Here is a 15,798-nt window from a genome sequence, read left to right as displayed (position 1 = left end):
CACATCGCACAACGGAGAGCGAAATGATGGATTTTGTGACCAACGAACAAGGCGCCGTGACCGTAGACTGGGTGGTTCTGACCGCTGGGTTGGTTGGGCTGGGCTTGGCCACGATGTCCGTCGTGTCCGGTGGTGTGCAGGATTTGTCGAACGATATCGACACCAGCCTGACCTCCACGACGATCCGCACCTCCTTTGACCCGACAGCCGACGAGGTCATGGCCTCGATCGCAGAACGCAACTGTTCTGGCGGGATGGAAGAGGTGTCCGCCCTGGCCGCCGCAATGATCGAGTTGGACTCCAATGAAATTGAGGGCGCTGCGGACGAGGTGGAAGCAGACTTGGCGGGTACCCTCGCGTTCTACAAAGATACGCCCCCAACCAATTCCGGGTTGATCTCCACCATGGACGACTGGTCCGACCGGACGATCGAAAGCATGTCCTACGACGAGGTGCTGGACCTGTCCGCCGCCATCTGCGTCGCGAAAGATCGCAACCTTCTCTAACCGCCGCCTGCGTCCCAGACCGGGCGACCTGATCACCGCCGGGGGCCAACTGCACCGTAGGGCGGGACTTGTCCCGCCGCCCCTAGATCAAACGCACTTGTGTCCCCACGGGGACAAGGGCGTAAAGTTCTTCGATCTTGTGGTTGTACAACCCGATGCAGCCTGACGACGACCGCCGCCCGATCTTGCGCGTGTCGTGGGTGCCGTGGATCAGATAGGCGGGCCAGTCCAGATAAAGGGCGTGGGTGCCAAGGGGGTTGTCCGGGCCGGGGGGCATGAAGGCGGGCAGGGTCGGGTCCCGTTCGCGCATGTTTGCGGTGGGGGTCCAGCTGGGCCCCTCCTTCTTGCGCACCACCTCGGTATAGCCGCGCCGGGTCAGCTCCTCGGTCAGGGGCACGCTGGTGGGATACACCCGGTAATCCGCCCCATCCACCGCCCAGTAATGCAGCGCCCGGCTTTGGGTGTCCGCGATGATCGTGACCCGGTCGTTGCGGTCAAAATGCTCTTGCCAGCGGACCTTGCGGAAGGACGACATATTGCGCCGCGACACGCGTACATCGGGTTGGTCCTGCGCAGACACGACGGCGGGGGTGGCAAGGGCGGCGGTGACGCCAAGGGCAAAGGTGCGACGGTCCATGGGGGCTCTCCGATCTGTTCGGATACATATGCCCCCGCGGCCGAGCCCCTCCAAGTCCCGGCCCGGTCACAAAGGCGCGAGCGACACCCTTGCCCCGCGCCCCCCGCTTGGCACAAAGGCGCACCAACCGACCGGAGCCGCCCCATGGTAGATATCGCCACCCGCGTCCACAATCATAAGTGGAAAATCGACCCCATCGTGCGGTCCCTGATCGACACCGATTTCTACAAACTGCTGATGTGCCAATCCGTGCACCGCAACAAACCCGACACCCATGTCCGGTTTTCCCTGATCAACCGGTCCACCCATATCCCGCTGGCCGACCTGATCGACGAGGGCGAGCTGCGCGAACAACTGGACCACATCCGCACCCTGTCCCTGTCGCGCGGCGAAAGCACATGGATGCGCGGCAACACCTTCTACGGCAAACGCCAGATGTTCCGCCCCGAATTCATGGACTGGTTCGAGGGCCTGCGCCTGCCCCCCTACCACTTGGAACGGAAGGGCGACCAGTATGAGCTGACGTTCGAAGGGTCCTGGCCCGAGGTCATGCTGTGGGAAATCCCCGCGCTGTCGGTCCTGATGGAACTGCGGTCCCGCGCGGTGCTGGGCGACATGGGCAAGTTCGAGCTGCAGGTCCTCTATGCCCGCGCCATGACCCGCGTGTGGGAAAAGATCGAACGCCTGCGCGACCTGCCGGACCTGCGCATCGCGGACTTTGGCACCCGGCGGCGGCACTCCTTCCTGTGGCAGGACTGGTGCGTGCAGGCCATGAACGAAGGCCTCGGCCGCAGCTTCGCCGGCACCTCCAACTGTAAAATCGCCATGAACCGTGATCTGGAGGCGATCGGCACCAACGCCCACGAATTGCCCATGGTCTATGCCGCCCTGGCCAAGGGGGACGAGGCCCTGGCCGCCGCCCCCTACGACGTGCTGGCCGATTGGCACGAGGAACACGACGGCAACCTGCGCATCATCCTGCCCGACACCTACGGCACCAAGGGGTTCCTCGACCGCGCGCCGGACTGGCTGGCGGGCTGGACGGGCATCCGCATCGACAGCGGCGACCCGGCCACGGGGGCGGAAACGGCGATCAACTGGTGGAAAGAGCGCGGCGAGAACCCCCGCGAGAAACTGGTGATCTTCAGCGACGGTCTGGACGTGGACAAGATCGAAACCCTGCAACGCCAATTCGCAGGCCGCGTGCGGGTCAGCTTTGGCTGGGGCACGCTCCTGACCAACGATTTCAGGGGTTTGGTCCCCGACGACACCCTCGCCCCGTTCTCTCTGGTGTGCAAAGCGGTCGAAGCCAACGGCCGCCCCACCGTCAAACTCTCCGACAACCCCAACAAAGCCATGGGCCCGGAGGCGGAGGTCGAACGGTACAAAAGGGTGTTCGGGGTCGGGGATCAGGACCGGGTGGAGGTTGTGGTCTAGCTTGCGCCATTTAATCTATTGTTTGTATTCATTTTTGCGTGCATGTTGGCAACCGCGCAAGACTCACAAATTGTGACAGAGGTTGCAAACGGGCAAACCAGCAGGCATATAAGCGGTAATATGGTCGCCCCCTCTGTTGCTTCTGCACAAGGGGCGGCCTTTTTTGTACGACAAGCCATACCTGACGATCTGTCAACAGATTGATCTACTAAGATCACGCGGCATGCAGATCGAAGACGTCGCCAAGGCGTCTGAATATCTTCAGCGCATTGGTTACTATCGCTTGAGTGCTTATTGGCATCCCATGCGGGAAAGGGACGTCGCTAGTGGCGAGGTACTCGACCACTTCCGAGATGGTACCACGTTTAAGGAGGCCACTGACCTCTACACCTTCGATGGTAGGCTCCGACTGATCATGCTAGATGCGTTGGAGCGGATCGAAGTATCATTGCGCACAGAGGTGGCCTTGGCTTTGGGAAAACACAATCCGAAAGCGCATCGTGATCTTCGCTATTTTAGCAACGAGTTCTCGACACCTCAAAAACAAGGCGGCGCCACAAAGCATAGGCAGTGGCTGCAACACTTAGACCGGCGGGCGAGTGTCTCCAAAGACCAGTTCGCAAAGCATTTCCGGACAAAGTATCCGAACGATGACATGCCTGTTTGGATTGCAGTTGAGCTATTGGATTTCGGTCCCTTGTCTCATTTGATCCACGGCATGAGAAACACTGACCTTATGGGGATCGGACGGAGCTACCGTGGAATTAAACCAAACTATCTCCGATCTTGGTCACGCTCGCTTTCATTCACACGGAACGTCTGCGCGCATCATTCACGATTGTGGAACAAGCCGCTAATTAACCAACCTACTTTGGCGGGTAACGATTTGCCCGACCTCTTGAAGCACTTGCAGGCTGTAGATGGAGTGAACAGTCGTCTCTACTCAGTTGCATGTATTGCAAGGTTCATGCTGATGAGCGCAAATCCCAGGACTTCCTGGAAGCAGCGTTTCGTCAATCACATTGCTACTTTCCCAACTTCGCAAAGACTTACGCTAACATCGGCAGGCTTCCCGCCCGACTGGCTTGATAACCCACTTTGGTCCGCATGACTGTTTGGGGGCTTCAATCGCCTTCTTCACAAGAAGTGTGTTTGAGAACGTCCATCCGCTGATGCAAAACCCGCACCACAGTCACGGCAACTTCATCCTCCCGAAAAAACACCACATGCTGCCCCGCCAAGGCGCGGCGCATCCCGTCTCCGACCTCAAAAGCAGCCCGTGAGGCCGTCAAACACCTGGCCAAGCCCTCAATCCGCGCCTGAACCTCAGCGTCGTACTTGATCGCCTGATCAACGCCCCACTCTGCAAGTCCATATTGCCAGATATCCATGATGTCTGCTTCTGCACTCGGCAGGATGATAACAGCCTTCAAGACGCTTGCTCGGCCTTCTCCGGATTCTTTTCATAGTACGCTCGTACCCGCTCCGCGCGCCATTCGTCCCAATCAATCTCGCGCCCCGGCCCGCTCGCCTCGCCCTCTGCGATCAGCGCCCGCAGCCGCGCCAGCTTCGCCTCTTCTTCCTCCAACAACCGCAACCCCGCGCGGATCACATCCGACGCAGAGCCGTAGCGCCCCTCGTTCACCTTTTCCTCAATGAACCCGGTAAAATGATCGCCCAGTGAAACCGACGTGTTGCGTGCCATAAGACCCTCCGATGCTGTGTACCAATATTTGGTAATTGCGTGCGGTTAGTCAACCCGCCCCCGCAAGCTCTTCACCTCGCCGCGTACCTTCTTCGCCTTCAACCGCCGCTCCACGCTGCCCCGGGTGGGCTTCGTCTTCACCCTCCGTTTCGGCACCTCCAGCGCGCGGCGGATCAGGTCCACCAAGCGCTCGCGGGCGATCTCCCTATTCCGCGCTTGGGACCGCGTCTCTTCGGCGCGGATCACGATGGATCCGTCCACGTTCCACCGGCGCCCCGCCAGCCGTTTCAGCCGCGCCTTCACCGCCCCGGTCAAGGCGGGCGACCGCGCCGCCTCGAACCGCAGCTCAACGGCCGTGGACACCTTGTTCACGTTCTGCCCGCCGGGGCCGGAGGAGCGGGTGAACTGTTCCGTCAGCTCCCACTCCTCGATTCCAATCTGATCATTCACGCGCAACATGGCCGCCTCTTACCACAGCCCGCTTCATTGGGGCAAAAATACCCCCGCCCGGCCCGCAAAAGGCGCCCACGGTTTTTCGGGGGTGTTTTCGGGGTGGGTTTCGGGGGGAGTCCCAGATCGTGAAAATCCCACGAAAAAGGGCCGCCAACGCAACGCGGGCGACCCCTAGGGTTCAGGAGGTGGGCGGTTAGAGCCTGCTCACCTGCGGATTTTTGCGCCTAAGGGCTGCCCTAGACACGCACCTCCACAGTTGTCCCGACACACTTCTCCAATACCGATTTAGACACTGGATCACCTCCTTTCGTTGCGTTGCTGATAGGGTCAGCTTGCCACAGATGTTGTGTAAATCAAGCCTCGATTACGCAGATTTAGCGGAAAGTTTCGTGGTCAGGACGCGGAAGGGCATCAGGGCCAGCAGGGCGATGGCCAGCTTCACCCCGTAATCCGCCACGGCCAGACCGACCCAATAGGGCAGGACGGGGCCCACATCTAGCAGGGCGCGGGGTTCCGTGGCCCAAGATGTGTCATTGCCCGGCTCGATAAACGCAAAGGTGGCCGAGAACGCGACAGAGAAAAAGATGGCCGTATCCACGGTCGACCCGATCAGTGTGGACGCCAGAGGCGCCTTCCACCAATCCGCATCGCGCAGGCGCGAAAAGATCGCCAGATCAATAAGTTGCGCGGTCAGGAACGCGACGCCCGAACCGACGGCAATGCGCAGTGTGACCAGCGGGCCGAACTCGCCCACGATCTGGCTGCCGATCAACGAACAGGCGACGCCCGTGGCAAAGCCCGCAAAGATCACCTTGCGCGCGGTGGCGGACCCGTAGACCCGGTTCATGACATCTGTGACGAGGAAGGCCAGCGGGTAGGTGAACGCCCCCCATGTCAGCCATCCGTCTGCGATGATATATTGGACCCCGATGTTCGAGGCCACGACAACGGACGCCATCGCAATGACGCCCCAAACTACTGATTTCATTTTTAAGTTCCGTTTTTACATGGTGGTCGGAGACATGGTCCCCATGGGGACAACAGGCGCCGTCTAAGCCAGACGACGCCCTATGGCAAGGGGTTAGACCCCGGCATCTGCAATCGCTTGGGCGAGGATCGGCACGGTTTGGGCGTTCAGCCCCGCGATGTTCAGGCGGCTGTCGCCGACCATGTAGATCCCGTTGTCCTCGCGCATTTTGGCGACCTGGTCCGGCGTGGCCCCGAGGCGAGAGAACATGCCCCGGTGGTCCGCGATGAAGCCAAAGCGGTCAGACCCGGTGCGCGCCTGCAGTTCGGACGCCAGTTGGCGGCGCAGCTCCAGCATGCCCAGACGCACCTCCTCCAGCTCTGCCATCCAGTCGGCGCGCAGGGCGTCGTCGCCCAAGATCATCGTCACCATCCGCGCCCCGTGATCGGGGGAAAGCTGAAGTTTTGGCGGTTCAGAAAGTTCATGTTGCCTTGGGTCACAGGCTTGGTCGTCGTGTTGGCGCATAGGGACATCAGGCAGCCGGTGCGTTCGCGGTAGATGCCGAAGTTCTTGGAACAACTGGCGGCGATCATCATCTCGGGCACGCGGTCGGCCATCAGGCGCACGCCTGCGGCGTCCTCCTCCAGCCCGTCGCCAAAGCCTTGGTAGGCGATGTCGATAAAGGGCACCGCGCCGCGGTCCACAAGGAAATCAGCCACTTCGCCCCATTGGGTCAGGTTGAGGTTCGCGCCTGTGGGATTGTGGCAGCAGCCGTGCAGCAGGACGATATCGCCCGCCTTCACGCCCTGCAGGTCGGCCATCATGGCGCCGAAATCCACGGCCCGGGTCTCGTTGTCGAAGTACCGGTATTCCGCCATTTCCATGCCGAGGTACTTGATGATCGACGGGTGGTTCGGCCACGTGGGCGCGGACAGCCAGACCGTGGCATCGGGGGCGGCCAGCTGGATCAGCTCGAGGCCCTGCCGGATTGCGCCCGTCCCGCCCGGGGTGGCGATGGCGGCGAGGCGGTCAGCGTCATGGCCGTCCCCAAGGATCAGCCCTGCCATGGTCGCAGAGAACGCCGGGTCCCCCGCCAACCCGGTATAGGCCTTGGTGGTTTCGGTATCCACGATCTGCTGTTCAGCCTTTTTGATGGCGCGCATCACGGGCGTCAGGCCAGTGGCGTCCTTGTAGACGCCGACGCCAAGGTCGATCTTGGTGTCGCGCGGGTCCGCGCGGTAGGCGGCCATCAGGGCGAGGATCTTGTCGGCGGGTTGTTCGTGCAGGTTGGTGAACATCGATCAGGCTCCGGTCTGGATTTTCAGGTCGGGATACATGCCCCATTCGGACCACGATCCATCGTAGAGGGCGTTGGCGTCATGGCCCAGACGGGCAAGGGCCAGCATTAGGACCGCAGCGGTCACACCGGACCCGCAGGTTGTGATGATGGGGCGGTCAAGGTCCACGCCCGCGCTGGTAAAGGCGTCGCGCAGGGCGGCGGTGGGCAACAGGGTGCCATCGTCGGCCAGCACATCCGTGAAGGGCAGGTTGATGGATCCCGGGATGTGGCCCGCGCGCAAGCCTTCGCGCGGTTCTGCTACGTCGCCGCGGAACCGTGCCGCGCCGCGGGCGTCCACGATCTGGTGGCTGCCCAGCTTGGCGGCCTGGGCCACTTGGGTCACGTCCTTGATCAGGTGCGCTTGGCGTTGGGTGGTCATGTGGCGGTCGCGGGTCATGGGCGGCAGGTCTTCGGTCGGGCGTCCTTCGGCCAGCCACTTGGGCAGGCCTCCGTCCAGAACGGCCACGTCCTGCTTGCCAAACAGCTTGAACAGGAACCAGATGCGCGCCGCAGAGAACAGGCCCGCGCCGTCGTAGACGACCACCTGGTGCCCGTCCCCGATGCCCCACTTGCGCATGCGAGAAATGAATTTTTCCACCGGCGGTGCCATATGCGGCAGGTCGGATCGGGCGTCAGACACCTCGTCCAGGGGCACGAAACGCGCCCCGGGGATGTGGGCGTCGTTGTATTCGGCCAAGGGGTCGCGGCCACTGTCGGGCATGTACCAAGAGGCGTCGATGATCCGCAGGTCGGGGTCGTTCAGGTGCCCCGCCAGCCAGTCGGTGGACACAAGGGTGCGCGGATCGTCTTGCATGGGCTCTCTCCTGTTGGGCGATGTGTTACGCCCCGTATCAGGCGGAGTCTAGGGGGAAGGGGCGTTGCCAAAAGGCGCGGCTGCGCCGCACGCGATGCTTGGGGGTCCCTGTGGCTGGCGGTGCGCGAAAGGGGCCAGCCCCCATGGCAGACGGTGGTCCTGTGGCACGGCTGCGCCCGCCCCCGAGGGTATTGTAGGAACAATGAGGGTCAGCCGCGTTCGCGCAGCAGTCGGGACTTTTGCCGGTTCCAGTCGCGCTTGGCGCTGGCTTCGCGTTTGTCGTGGTTCTTTTTACCTTTGGCCACGCCGATCTTCAGCTTCACCTTGCCGGTGTGGTTGAAGTACATGACCAACGGCACGATGGTGTAGCCTTCGCGTTTGGTGGCGTTCCACAGCTTGGCCAGCTCGCGCTTGTTCACCAGCAGCTTGCGCTTGCGCCGCTCGTCATGGCCCCAGGTCTTGGCCTGGGCGTAGCCGCCGATCCAGCCATTGGTCAGCCACAACTCTCCGTCGTCCACACTTGCGTAGCTTTCGGCGATGTTGGCTTGGCCTTCGCGCAGGGATTTGACCTCGGACCCGACCAGCATGATGCCGCATTCGAGGTCGTCCTCGATGGCATAGTCGTAGCGCGCGCGCCGGTTTTCGGCGACGACCTTGTAGTTCTTGTCAGCGGGGGTCTGTTTCTTGGCCATGGGATGCAGATAGGCGTGCTGGGGCGCAGTGTCTAGCCGGACAGGCGTTTGGACAGCAGGATATGCGCCACGGGGAGCAGCGCTGCCAAGGATCCCGCAAGGCCGAGGGACATCAGGGATGTCGCCTCGATCACGATGCCGCCCACGGAGGTGCCCACCGCCGCGCCTACGTAGATTGCGGCGGCGTTCAGAGCAAAGGCCACCGGGGTGTCGGGCCCGGCCAGCGTGACCAGCCGCGCCTGTTGGCCCGAGATGAAGGACCAGCCGCCGATAGACCAGATGATCAGTGCCATGAGAAACAGGGGGACGGGCAGGGGCAGGAACGACAGCGGGATCATCAGCACGCATTGGCCCAGCGACAGGGTCAGCAGCGTACGGAACGGGCCGAACTTGTCGGCCATCCAGCCGCCTACGAGGTTGCCTGCCACGGCCCCGCACCCGTAAAGCGCCAGCACCCATGTCACCCCATCCCGGCCAAAGCCCATGCCTGTTTCCAGCAGTGGGTTCAGGTAGGCATAGGGGATGTAGATCGCACCCAGAAAGCTGGCCGTGAACAGGATCGCCAGCATCAGCGGGCCGTTGCGCAGTACGCGGGCGAGGTCGGTTAGGCGCACAGGTTGGAAGGTCAGGCCCTTGGGCACCCGGGTCGCGATGGCCCACAAAAATGGCAGGGCGAGGACGGCGACCGTCACAAACGTGGTGCGCCATCCGAACGAATAGGCCAGCCAAGCGCCAAGGGGGACGCCAAGGACTTGGGCCAATGTCAGGCCAAAGAACACCGCCGCCAGCGACTTGGCCCGTGCGTCCGGCGCGGCAAGGCCTGCGACCACTGCTGCGGCCACGGGGGTAACAAGGCCCGCCGTGGCCGCCGCCGCGACGCGGGTGGCAAACAACAGCTCTGCCGTGGGGGCGAGGGCCGAGGCGAGGTTCGCGGCCGCAAAGCCCCCCAGTCCCAACAGCAGAACACTGCGTCGCCCCATCTGCCCCGTGGCCGACACCAGCAGGGGCGACAGCAGGGCATAGGCGATGGCGTAGCTGCTAAAGACCCAACCGGCCTGTGCTGGGGACATCGCCATGTCCCGGGCCATGGGGCCCAGCAGGCCGATGGTGGCAAAGGCCCCCATCCCGATGACGAAGTTTGCCGCCGACAGGGAATAGAGCAGGGGCCGGGGCAGGCTCAGTTCATCAATCCGGCGTGGCGCAGACCGTGGGCCAGCTTGGCGCGGGTGTCGTCGGATACGGGCACCAGCGGCAGGCGGACCTCGGCGTCGCATAGCCCCAACATCTCCATCGCGGTTTTGACCCCGCACAGGCCCGGCTCCGTAAAGATGGCGTGGTGCAGGGGCATCAGTCGGTCTTGTAGATCAAGTGCCGTGGCATAGTCGCCGGACAGGCACGCCTCTTGCATCTGGGCGCACAGTTTGGGCGCGACATTGGCCGTGACCGAAATCATGCCGACCCCGCCTTGGGCGTTGAAGCCGTGGGCGGTGCCATCCTCGCCGGACAGTTGAATGAAATCGGCCCCGCAGGTCATGCGCTGCGCGGGCACCCGGGCCAGATCGCCCGTGGCATCCTTGACGCCGATGATGGCGTCCAGCTTGGCTAACGCGCCCATGGTGGCGGGCGTCATGTCGACCACGGACCGACCGGGGATGTTGTAGATCACGATGGGCAGGCCGACCTCAGCCAGCGCGGTGTAGTGGGCAATCAGGCCAGCTTGCGTGGGCTTGTTGTAGTAGGGCGTCACCACAAGGGCGGCATCGGCGCCGACGTTCTTGGCGTGTTGCACCAGACGCAGGCTTTCGGCGGTGTTGTTCGACCCGGCCCCGGCGACCACGGGGATGCGTCCGGCGGCGGCGGTGACGACGGCCTCGACCACTGCCTCGTGTTCTTCGTGGGACAGCGTCGGGCTTTCGCCCGTTGTCCCCACGGGGACAAGACCATGGGTGCCCTCGGCCACGTGCCAGTCCACCAGTTTCTTGAGCGTATCAAAGTCCACCTGGCCGTCTTTGAACGGCGTGATCAGTGCAACGAGAGAGCCTTTGAGCATGATACGCTTCCTTTGATAAAGGGGGTCAGAGTCGCGCGGAAACTAGCCGCAGTTGACGCTGTCCACAAGTTGATGTGTGACCGCAGGGATGGCGTGCTAAGTCGCAGGTCGAGGCAAGCAATTACGGGTGGCGCAATGATACGTCTGGTTCTGGTGGCATGGTTGGTCTGTGTGGGGGCGGTGCAGGCCGACCCTGATCTGCGCACGGCGCTAGAGGCGGTGCGCGCCGAAGACTACGCCGCCGCCCGTGCCGCACAGGCCCGGCTCGAGGATCCGGCGGCCCGTGATGTGGTGGAATGGGCCTTGTTGCGGGCCCGCCAAGGCACGTTTTCGGACACCTTGCGCTTTTTGAACCGGCGGGGGATTGGCCCGGCCTGCCCCTGCTGCGCACCCGGCAAGAGGGGAACATCCTTCCGGGCACCGACCCGGCCACGGTCGTGGCTTTCTTTGGCGACCGCGCCCCCAGCACCGCACAGGGCACCCTGCGGCTTGCGGAAAGCCAGGCGCAACTGGGGGATCTGGACGGCGCGCGGGCGACGATGGTGAACGCATGGACGTCCATGCCCATGTCGGCGGACGATCAGGCAGAGTTTCTGGAACGTTTTGCCGCCCCCCTTGCACCCCATCACATCGACCGCATCCACGCCATGACGTGGCAAGGCGCGCGCGCCTCGGCGCAGCGGATGCTGGATCTGGTGCCTGCGGATCATGCGGCGAACGTGCGTGCGCGGCTGGCGCTGCGGGCCGAAGAGGATGGCGTGGATGCCCTGATCGAAGCGGTGCCAGCCGCCCTCAGTTCTGGCCCTGCGCTGGCCTATGAGCGGTTTCGGTGGCGGCTGTCCAAGGGGCGGATCGACGGCGCCCTAGAGATCCTTTTGCCCGCCAGCCGATCCGCCGCGACCCTTGGCCGTCCAGAGATCTGGGCCACCCACCGCCTGACCCTCGCCCGCCGTCTGATGCGCGAGGACCGGGATGCTGAGGCTTACCGCGTGGCCGCCAACCATCACCTGTCCGACGCCAGCGACGCGGCGCAGTTGGAATGGCTGGCAGGCTACATCGCCCTGCGCAAACGAGGCGAAGCGCCCACCGCTGTTCGCCATTTCGAACGGTTCAAGGCGTCCGTGGGGACCCCGATCTCGCTGGGTCGTGCGGGTTACTGGCTGGGCCGCGCCCAAGAGGCTGCGGGCAGTGCTGCCGCCGCCCGCGACGCCTTTGCCTTCGGGGCGCGTTATCAGACCAGTTTCTACGGGCAGTTGGCGGCGGAACATGCGGGCCTGCCTGCGGACCCGCGCCTGACCGGGGGCGAGACCTTCGCCGATTGGCGCGGCGCGCCCTTCACACGGTCATCGGTGTTCCAAGCGGCCATCGTCCTGCGCGAGGCGGGGGAAGACTGGCTGGCCGAACGCTTTCTGACGCACCTCGCCGAAAGCCTGACCCGCGCCGAGATTGGCCAGTTGATCGACATGGTCCTGTCGCTGGGCGAACACCACATTGCTGTGATGATCGGCAAGCGCGCGGCCCAAGCCGGGCACGAATTGCACAAGGGCTATTTCGCCGTGCTCCCGGCCCTGGCCAACATGGACGCCCCCGCATCGCCCGAGATGATCCTGTCCATCGCCCGGCGCGAAAGCGAGTTTGACCCCGGCGTGATCAGTGCGGCAGGGGCGCGGGGCCTGATGCAGGTCATGCCCGCCACGGCCCGTGAAATGGCAGGGCGCGAAGGGTTGCCCTATTCCGCCGATCGTCTGCTGTCCGACCCGGCCTACAACGCGCGGCTTGGGGCCGGGTACCTGGGCCTATTGCACGCGGAGTTCGGCCAATCCGCAGTTCTGGTGCCCGCGGCCTACAACGCGGGCCCCACCCGGGCGCGTCGCTGGTCAGAGCAATTGGGCGACCCAAGCGCACCGGGTGTGGACGTCATAGACTGGATCGAACACGTCCCCTTCACCGAGACCCGCAACTACATCATGCGTGTATCGGAGTCGCTGGCCATCTATCGTGCACGTTTGTCCGGGCGGACGGAACCGCCGCGCCTGTTGCGCGAACTCAAGTCGCGGTGACACGCTCCCGCCACAGGGTGAACAGGCCCGCGCCGATCACGATCAGCGCGCCCAGGGCGATGTTCCATTCCAGTGTCTCGCCAAACAGGGTGACGCCGAGGATCGTGACAAAGACCAATTGCAGATAGGCAACGGGCTGCACGGCGCTGGCCTCTGCAAACTCGTAGCATTTGATCAGGCAGAAGTGACCGGACACCGCCAGCACGCATAGCACCCCCATCCAAGCCCAATCGGCGGCCACCATAGGCTCCCACGACCAAAGGCCGATGGCGGTCATGAACACGGCCCCCACGGTCCCGGTCCAAAAGAAGGAGGTCATGGCGCTGTCTTGCCGGGCCGCGTAGCGGGTCATCAAGTTGTACAGGGCGAACATCAGGGCGGCGGCCAGCGCGATCAGGGCGTAGGGTGAAAAGACCGCAAACCCCGGTTTCAAGATCAACAGCACACCGACGCAGCCCACCATGATGGCAGACCATCGCCGCCACCCCACCTTTTCGCCCAGCACGATCCCGGACAGGGCCGCAACCAACAGGGGATAGCTGGTAAACACCGCGTGGCTGGCCACGAGGCCCAGCAAGGTAAAGGCCAGCACCATTACACAGACCTCAGCGGCCAGCAGGACCCCGCGTGTGGCTTGCAACCATGGCTGGCGGGTGGCGACCGCTTTGCGCAGGCCACCGGGTTTGCGCGCCACGATGGCGATGACAAAGGCCGCAAAGAACCAATAGCGGATCATGACCACCATCAGGACGTTGTATTCGGATGCCAAGTGACGGGACACGCCGTCTTGGGTGGCGAACAGCAGGGTGGTCAGGACCATCAGGGCGATGCCCTTTTGCGTGTCGGTCATGGCTGGGGTGCCGCTGGTTTGACGGCCCGGGTCATGTGCCGTTTGCGCCCGAACCCTTCGGCGCGGGTGACGTCAAACCCCGCGTCCTCTAGGGCGCGGCGGACGTGGCCGGCGGCGGTGTAGGTGGCCGCCGTGCCACCCGGGGCGGTGTGATCGGCCACGGCTTGGATCAAGGCAGGCTCCCACAGTTCGGGGTTTTTGGCGGGGGAGAATCCGTCTAGGAACCACGCATCCGCCGTGCCCCACCAGTCTGGCACCGTGTCCCGCGCGTCCCCGGGGATCACGGTGAGAGTAATCGGGCCAAAGTTCGCCTTCACGCAAGGCCAGACCTGCACCAGCTGTTCAGCGTATTGCGCCAAGTCTGGAAAGGCGGTCAGGGCGGTGGCAAGGTCCTTTTGGGACAGGGGGAACGCCTCGAAACTGGTGAAATGGATGCGCCCCGCACGCCCTGTGGCCGCCCAAGCCTGCCACAGGGTCAGGAACGACAGCCCCGTCCCGAACCCCAGTTCCGCCACGTGAAACCCGTCCGCCAACCGGTCGGGCAAGCCGTTGCCGCCCAGAAAAACGAAACGCGTCTCACTTAGGCCCCCTTCAAGGCTGAAGTAGGGGTCGTCGAACAGGTCCGATACCGGGGTGCCATTGGGCTTCCATGTCAGGGGGTGGTTTGGGGCCATGGTGTCCTCTATGCCGTTGGCAGACGATTGGGCGAAACGGGGACGCGATGCAATGGTGGATGTGACGGTGCGTGGGGCGGGCGTGTTCGGATTGGCCGTGGCATGGGCGTGCCAGCGGCGCGGGGCCAAGGTGCGCGTGGTTGATCCCAACGGCGTCGGGGCCGGATCCTCGGGCGGGATCGTAGGCGCGCTGGCCCCCCATACGCCGGAAAACTGGAACGCCAAGAAACAGTTTCAGTTTGAAAGCCTGGATATGGCCGAAGGGTATTGGGCCGATGTGGCCGAACGCACGGGGATGAATCCGGGCTATGCCCGCACGGGCCGGGTGCAGCCTATCGCCGATGCGCGCACCTTGGATTTAGCGCACCAGCGGGCACGCAGCGCCCAAGCGTTATGGAGCGGGCGATATACCTGGTCGGTCGAGCGGGCGCAGGGCGATTGGTCGCCAGCCGCCCCCACCGGTTGGGTTATCCGTGACACCCTGTCGGCGCGGGTCCATCCCCGCCGCGCCTGTGCGGCCCTTGCCTCGGCGCTGGAGGTGGTGGCGGACGCGCCCGATCAAGGTGCTGTGGTCTGGGCGACAGGTTGGCAAGGCCTGGCAGAGATGACGGCCAACCACACCCGGTCCATGGGCAACGGGGTAAAGGGGCAGGCGGCACTGCTGGACTTCGACGCCCGCGACCAGCCGCAGCTTTACGCCGATGCCCTGCATTTCATCCCCCACGCAGACGGCACGCTGGCGATTGGGTCCACGTCCGAGCGAGAGTTCGACACCCCCGACACCACCGATGCGCATTTGGATGATATCATCGCCCGGGCCCGCGCCGCTGTACCGGCCATCAAGGATGCCCCCGTGATCGCCCGCTGGGCCGGGGTGCGCCCCGGGCGCGATCCCGGGCACCGATGTTGGGCGTGCACAAGGGGGCCTATGTCGCCAACGGTGGGTTCAAGATTGGCTTTGGCATGGCACCAAAGGTCGGCGAGGTCATGGCCGACCTGATCCTTGAGGGCCGCGATGCGATCCCCCAAGGGTTCCGGGTCGAGGATAACCTTTAGGCGCGCATCGCCACGGCCTTGCGCAATTCGCCCATCAGCTCGTCCAAAGCCTTTTGATAACTCTCCGCTTTCAACGTACCATCCTCGTTGAACTCATTGTGCGCGCCTCCCAGCAGGACTTCGGGGCCCTGCAAAAGGTGGGGGCGGAAGGCTTGCAGGCACAGGCGCAGGGAATACTGCGCCCGTTCCCCGCCCGCGCGCCCGGCCGTGGCGGACAGGATCGCCACGGGCTTGTCACGCCAGGGGCTGCCCTCGGTCCGGCTGACCCAGTCCAGCGCGTTCTTCAGGACACCGGATAGGGCCTTATTGTACTCGGGCGTTGCGATGATCACCGCCTCTGCGCCCTTGATCTGGTCGGACAGGGTTTGCACGGGTGCGGGGATGCCCTCGGACTTCTCCAGATCACCGTCGTACAAAGGCAGGCGCAGGTCGCCCATGTGGAACGTCCTGCCGTAGGACGCCGCCGCCACATTCAGCAGCTTGTGATTAAACGATCCTGCGCGCAGCGACCCGCAGATACCCAAAAGATATGACATAATGTGTCCTTTGTTTCTGTTT

General features: G+C 63.8%; 16 protein-coding genes and 2 pseudogenes. 5 read left to right on the top strand and 13 right to left on the bottom strand.

Annotation, left to right across the window (positions count from 1 at the left end; genetic code table 11):
- The first annotated feature begins 23 nt into the window (after nt 1-23).
- The gene (locus tag ACZ1G0_RS13915; RefSeq protein ID WP_472737487.1) at nt 24-506 is read left to right on the top strand and encodes a hypothetical protein; all 483 of its coding nucleotides are present in this window, start codon (nt 24-26) and stop codon (nt 504-506) included.
- An 82-nt stretch (nt 507-588) separates the two neighbouring features.
- Here ACZ1G0_RS13915 and ACZ1G0_RS13910 read toward each other — a convergent pair whose 3' ends face one another.
- A complete protein-coding gene (locus ACZ1G0_RS13910) occupies nt 589-1,143 on the bottom strand; it encodes a L,D-transpeptidase (RefSeq protein WP_472737486.1) in 555 nt (184 codons plus the stop codon).
- A gap of 144 nt (nt 1,144-1,287) precedes the next feature.
- Between ACZ1G0_RS13910 and pncB the strand changes: the two genes are divergently transcribed.
- A complete protein-coding gene (gene pncB / locus ACZ1G0_RS13905; protein ID WP_472737485.1) occupies nt 1,288-2,580 on the top strand; it encodes a nicotinate phosphoribosyltransferase in 1,293 nt (430 codons plus the stop codon).
- A gap of 223 nt (nt 2,581-2,803) precedes the next feature.
- A complete protein-coding gene (locus tag ACZ1G0_RS13900; RefSeq protein WP_472737484.1) occupies nt 2,804-3,691 on the top strand; it encodes an Abi family protein in 888 nt (295 codons plus the stop codon).
- A 13-nt stretch (nt 3,692-3,704) separates the two neighbouring features.
- On the opposite strand, the gene ACZ1G0_RS13895 is transcribed toward ACZ1G0_RS13900, so the two are convergent.
- The 9 genes and pseudogenes from ACZ1G0_RS13895 to dapA form a co-directional block, all read right to left on the bottom strand.
- A complete protein-coding gene (locus ACZ1G0_RS13895) occupies nt 3,705-4,013 on the bottom strand; it encodes a type II toxin-antitoxin system RelE/ParE family toxin (RefSeq protein ID WP_472737483.1) in 309 nt (102 codons plus the stop codon).
- The gene (locus tag ACZ1G0_RS13890) at nt 4,010-4,285 is read right to left on the bottom strand and encodes a type II toxin-antitoxin system ParD family antitoxin (protein ID WP_472737482.1); all 276 of its coding nucleotides are present in this window, start codon (nt 4,283-4,285) and stop codon (nt 4,010-4,012) included. Before ACZ1G0_RS13890 ends, ACZ1G0_RS13895 begins: the two co-directional genes overlap by 4 nt.
- A gap of 45 nt (nt 4,286-4,330) precedes the next feature.
- Nucleotides 4,331-4,744, bottom strand: a complete 414-nt coding sequence (arfB, locus tag ACZ1G0_RS13885) for an alternative ribosome rescue aminoacyl-tRNA hydrolase ArfB (RefSeq protein WP_472737481.1) — start codon at nt 4,742-4,744, stop codon at nt 4,331-4,333.
- 358 nt (nt 4,745-5,102) lie between these two features.
- Nucleotides 5,103-5,726 (bottom strand): queuosine precursor transporter, encoded by a 624-nt coding sequence (locus tag ACZ1G0_RS13880; protein ID WP_472737480.1) that lies wholly within the window; start codon nt 5,724-5,726, stop codon nt 5,103-5,105.
- Between the two features lie 93 nt (nt 5,727-5,819).
- Nucleotides 5,820-7,003, bottom strand: a pseudogene (locus ACZ1G0_RS13875) (amino acid aminotransferase).
- A 3-nt stretch (nt 7,004-7,006) separates the two neighbouring features.
- A complete protein-coding gene (sseA, locus tag ACZ1G0_RS13870; protein ID WP_472737479.1) occupies nt 7,007-7,858 on the bottom strand; it encodes a 3-mercaptopyruvate sulfurtransferase in 852 nt (283 codons plus the stop codon).
- 209 nt (nt 7,859-8,067) lie between these two features.
- Entirely contained in the window at nt 8,068-8,550 is a 483-nt protein-coding gene (gene smpB, locus ACZ1G0_RS13865) for an SsrA-binding protein SmpB (protein WP_472737478.1), read from the bottom strand.
- A 32-nt stretch (nt 8,551-8,582) separates the two neighbouring features.
- Complete coding sequence (locus ACZ1G0_RS13860) at nt 8,583-9,824, bottom strand: MFS transporter (RefSeq protein ID WP_472737477.1); 1,242 nt, start codon at nt 9,822-9,824, stop codon at nt 8,583-8,585.
- The gene (dapA, locus tag ACZ1G0_RS13855) at nt 9,728-10,600 is read right to left on the bottom strand and encodes a 4-hydroxy-tetrahydrodipicolinate synthase (RefSeq protein ID WP_472737476.1); all 873 of its coding nucleotides are present in this window, start codon (nt 10,598-10,600) and stop codon (nt 9,728-9,730) included. Before dapA ends, ACZ1G0_RS13860 begins: the two co-directional genes overlap by 97 nt.
- A gap of 296 nt (nt 10,601-10,896) precedes the next feature.
- Between dapA and ACZ1G0_RS13850 the strand changes: the two genes are divergently transcribed.
- Nucleotides 10,897-12,660, top strand: a complete 1,764-nt coding sequence (locus ACZ1G0_RS13850; protein WP_472737475.1) for a lytic transglycosylase domain-containing protein — start codon at nt 10,897-10,899, stop codon at nt 12,658-12,660.
- Here the strand turns inward: ACZ1G0_RS13850 and ACZ1G0_RS13845 are convergent.
- Together ACZ1G0_RS13845 and mnmC2 are read right to left on the bottom strand one after the other, a co-directional pair.
- Entirely contained in the window at nt 12,647-13,510 is an 864-nt protein-coding gene (locus ACZ1G0_RS13845) for a DMT family transporter (RefSeq protein ID WP_472737474.1), read from the bottom strand. The genes ACZ1G0_RS13850 and ACZ1G0_RS13845 overlap by 14 nt on opposite strands.
- Complete coding sequence (gene mnmC2, locus ACZ1G0_RS13840; RefSeq protein WP_472737473.1) at nt 13,507-14,184, bottom strand: tRNA (5-methylaminomethyl-2-thiouridine)(34)-methyltransferase MnmC2; 678 nt, start codon at nt 14,182-14,184, stop codon at nt 13,507-13,509. The genes ACZ1G0_RS13845 and mnmC2 overlap by 4 nt, the downstream gene beginning before the upstream one ends.
- A 52-nt stretch (nt 14,185-14,236) precedes the next feature.
- Between mnmC2 and ACZ1G0_RS13835 the strand changes: the two are divergent.
- Nucleotides 14,237-15,240: pseudogene (locus tag ACZ1G0_RS13835) on the top strand (NAD(P)/FAD-dependent oxidoreductase).
- Here the strand turns inward: ACZ1G0_RS13835 and ACZ1G0_RS13830 are convergent.
- Complete coding sequence (locus tag ACZ1G0_RS13830; RefSeq protein ID WP_472737472.1) at nt 15,237-15,776, bottom strand: NADPH-dependent FMN reductase; 540 nt, start codon at nt 15,774-15,776, stop codon at nt 15,237-15,239. The pseudogene ACZ1G0_RS13835 and the gene ACZ1G0_RS13830 sit on opposite strands and share 4 nt — an antisense overlap.
- Between the last annotated feature and the right edge of the window lie 22 nt (nt 15,777-15,798).

It is taken from the genome of Thalassobacter sp. HA4-2, assembly GCF_055693705.1.
This window is presented reverse-complemented; position numbering and strand designations above follow the sequence as displayed.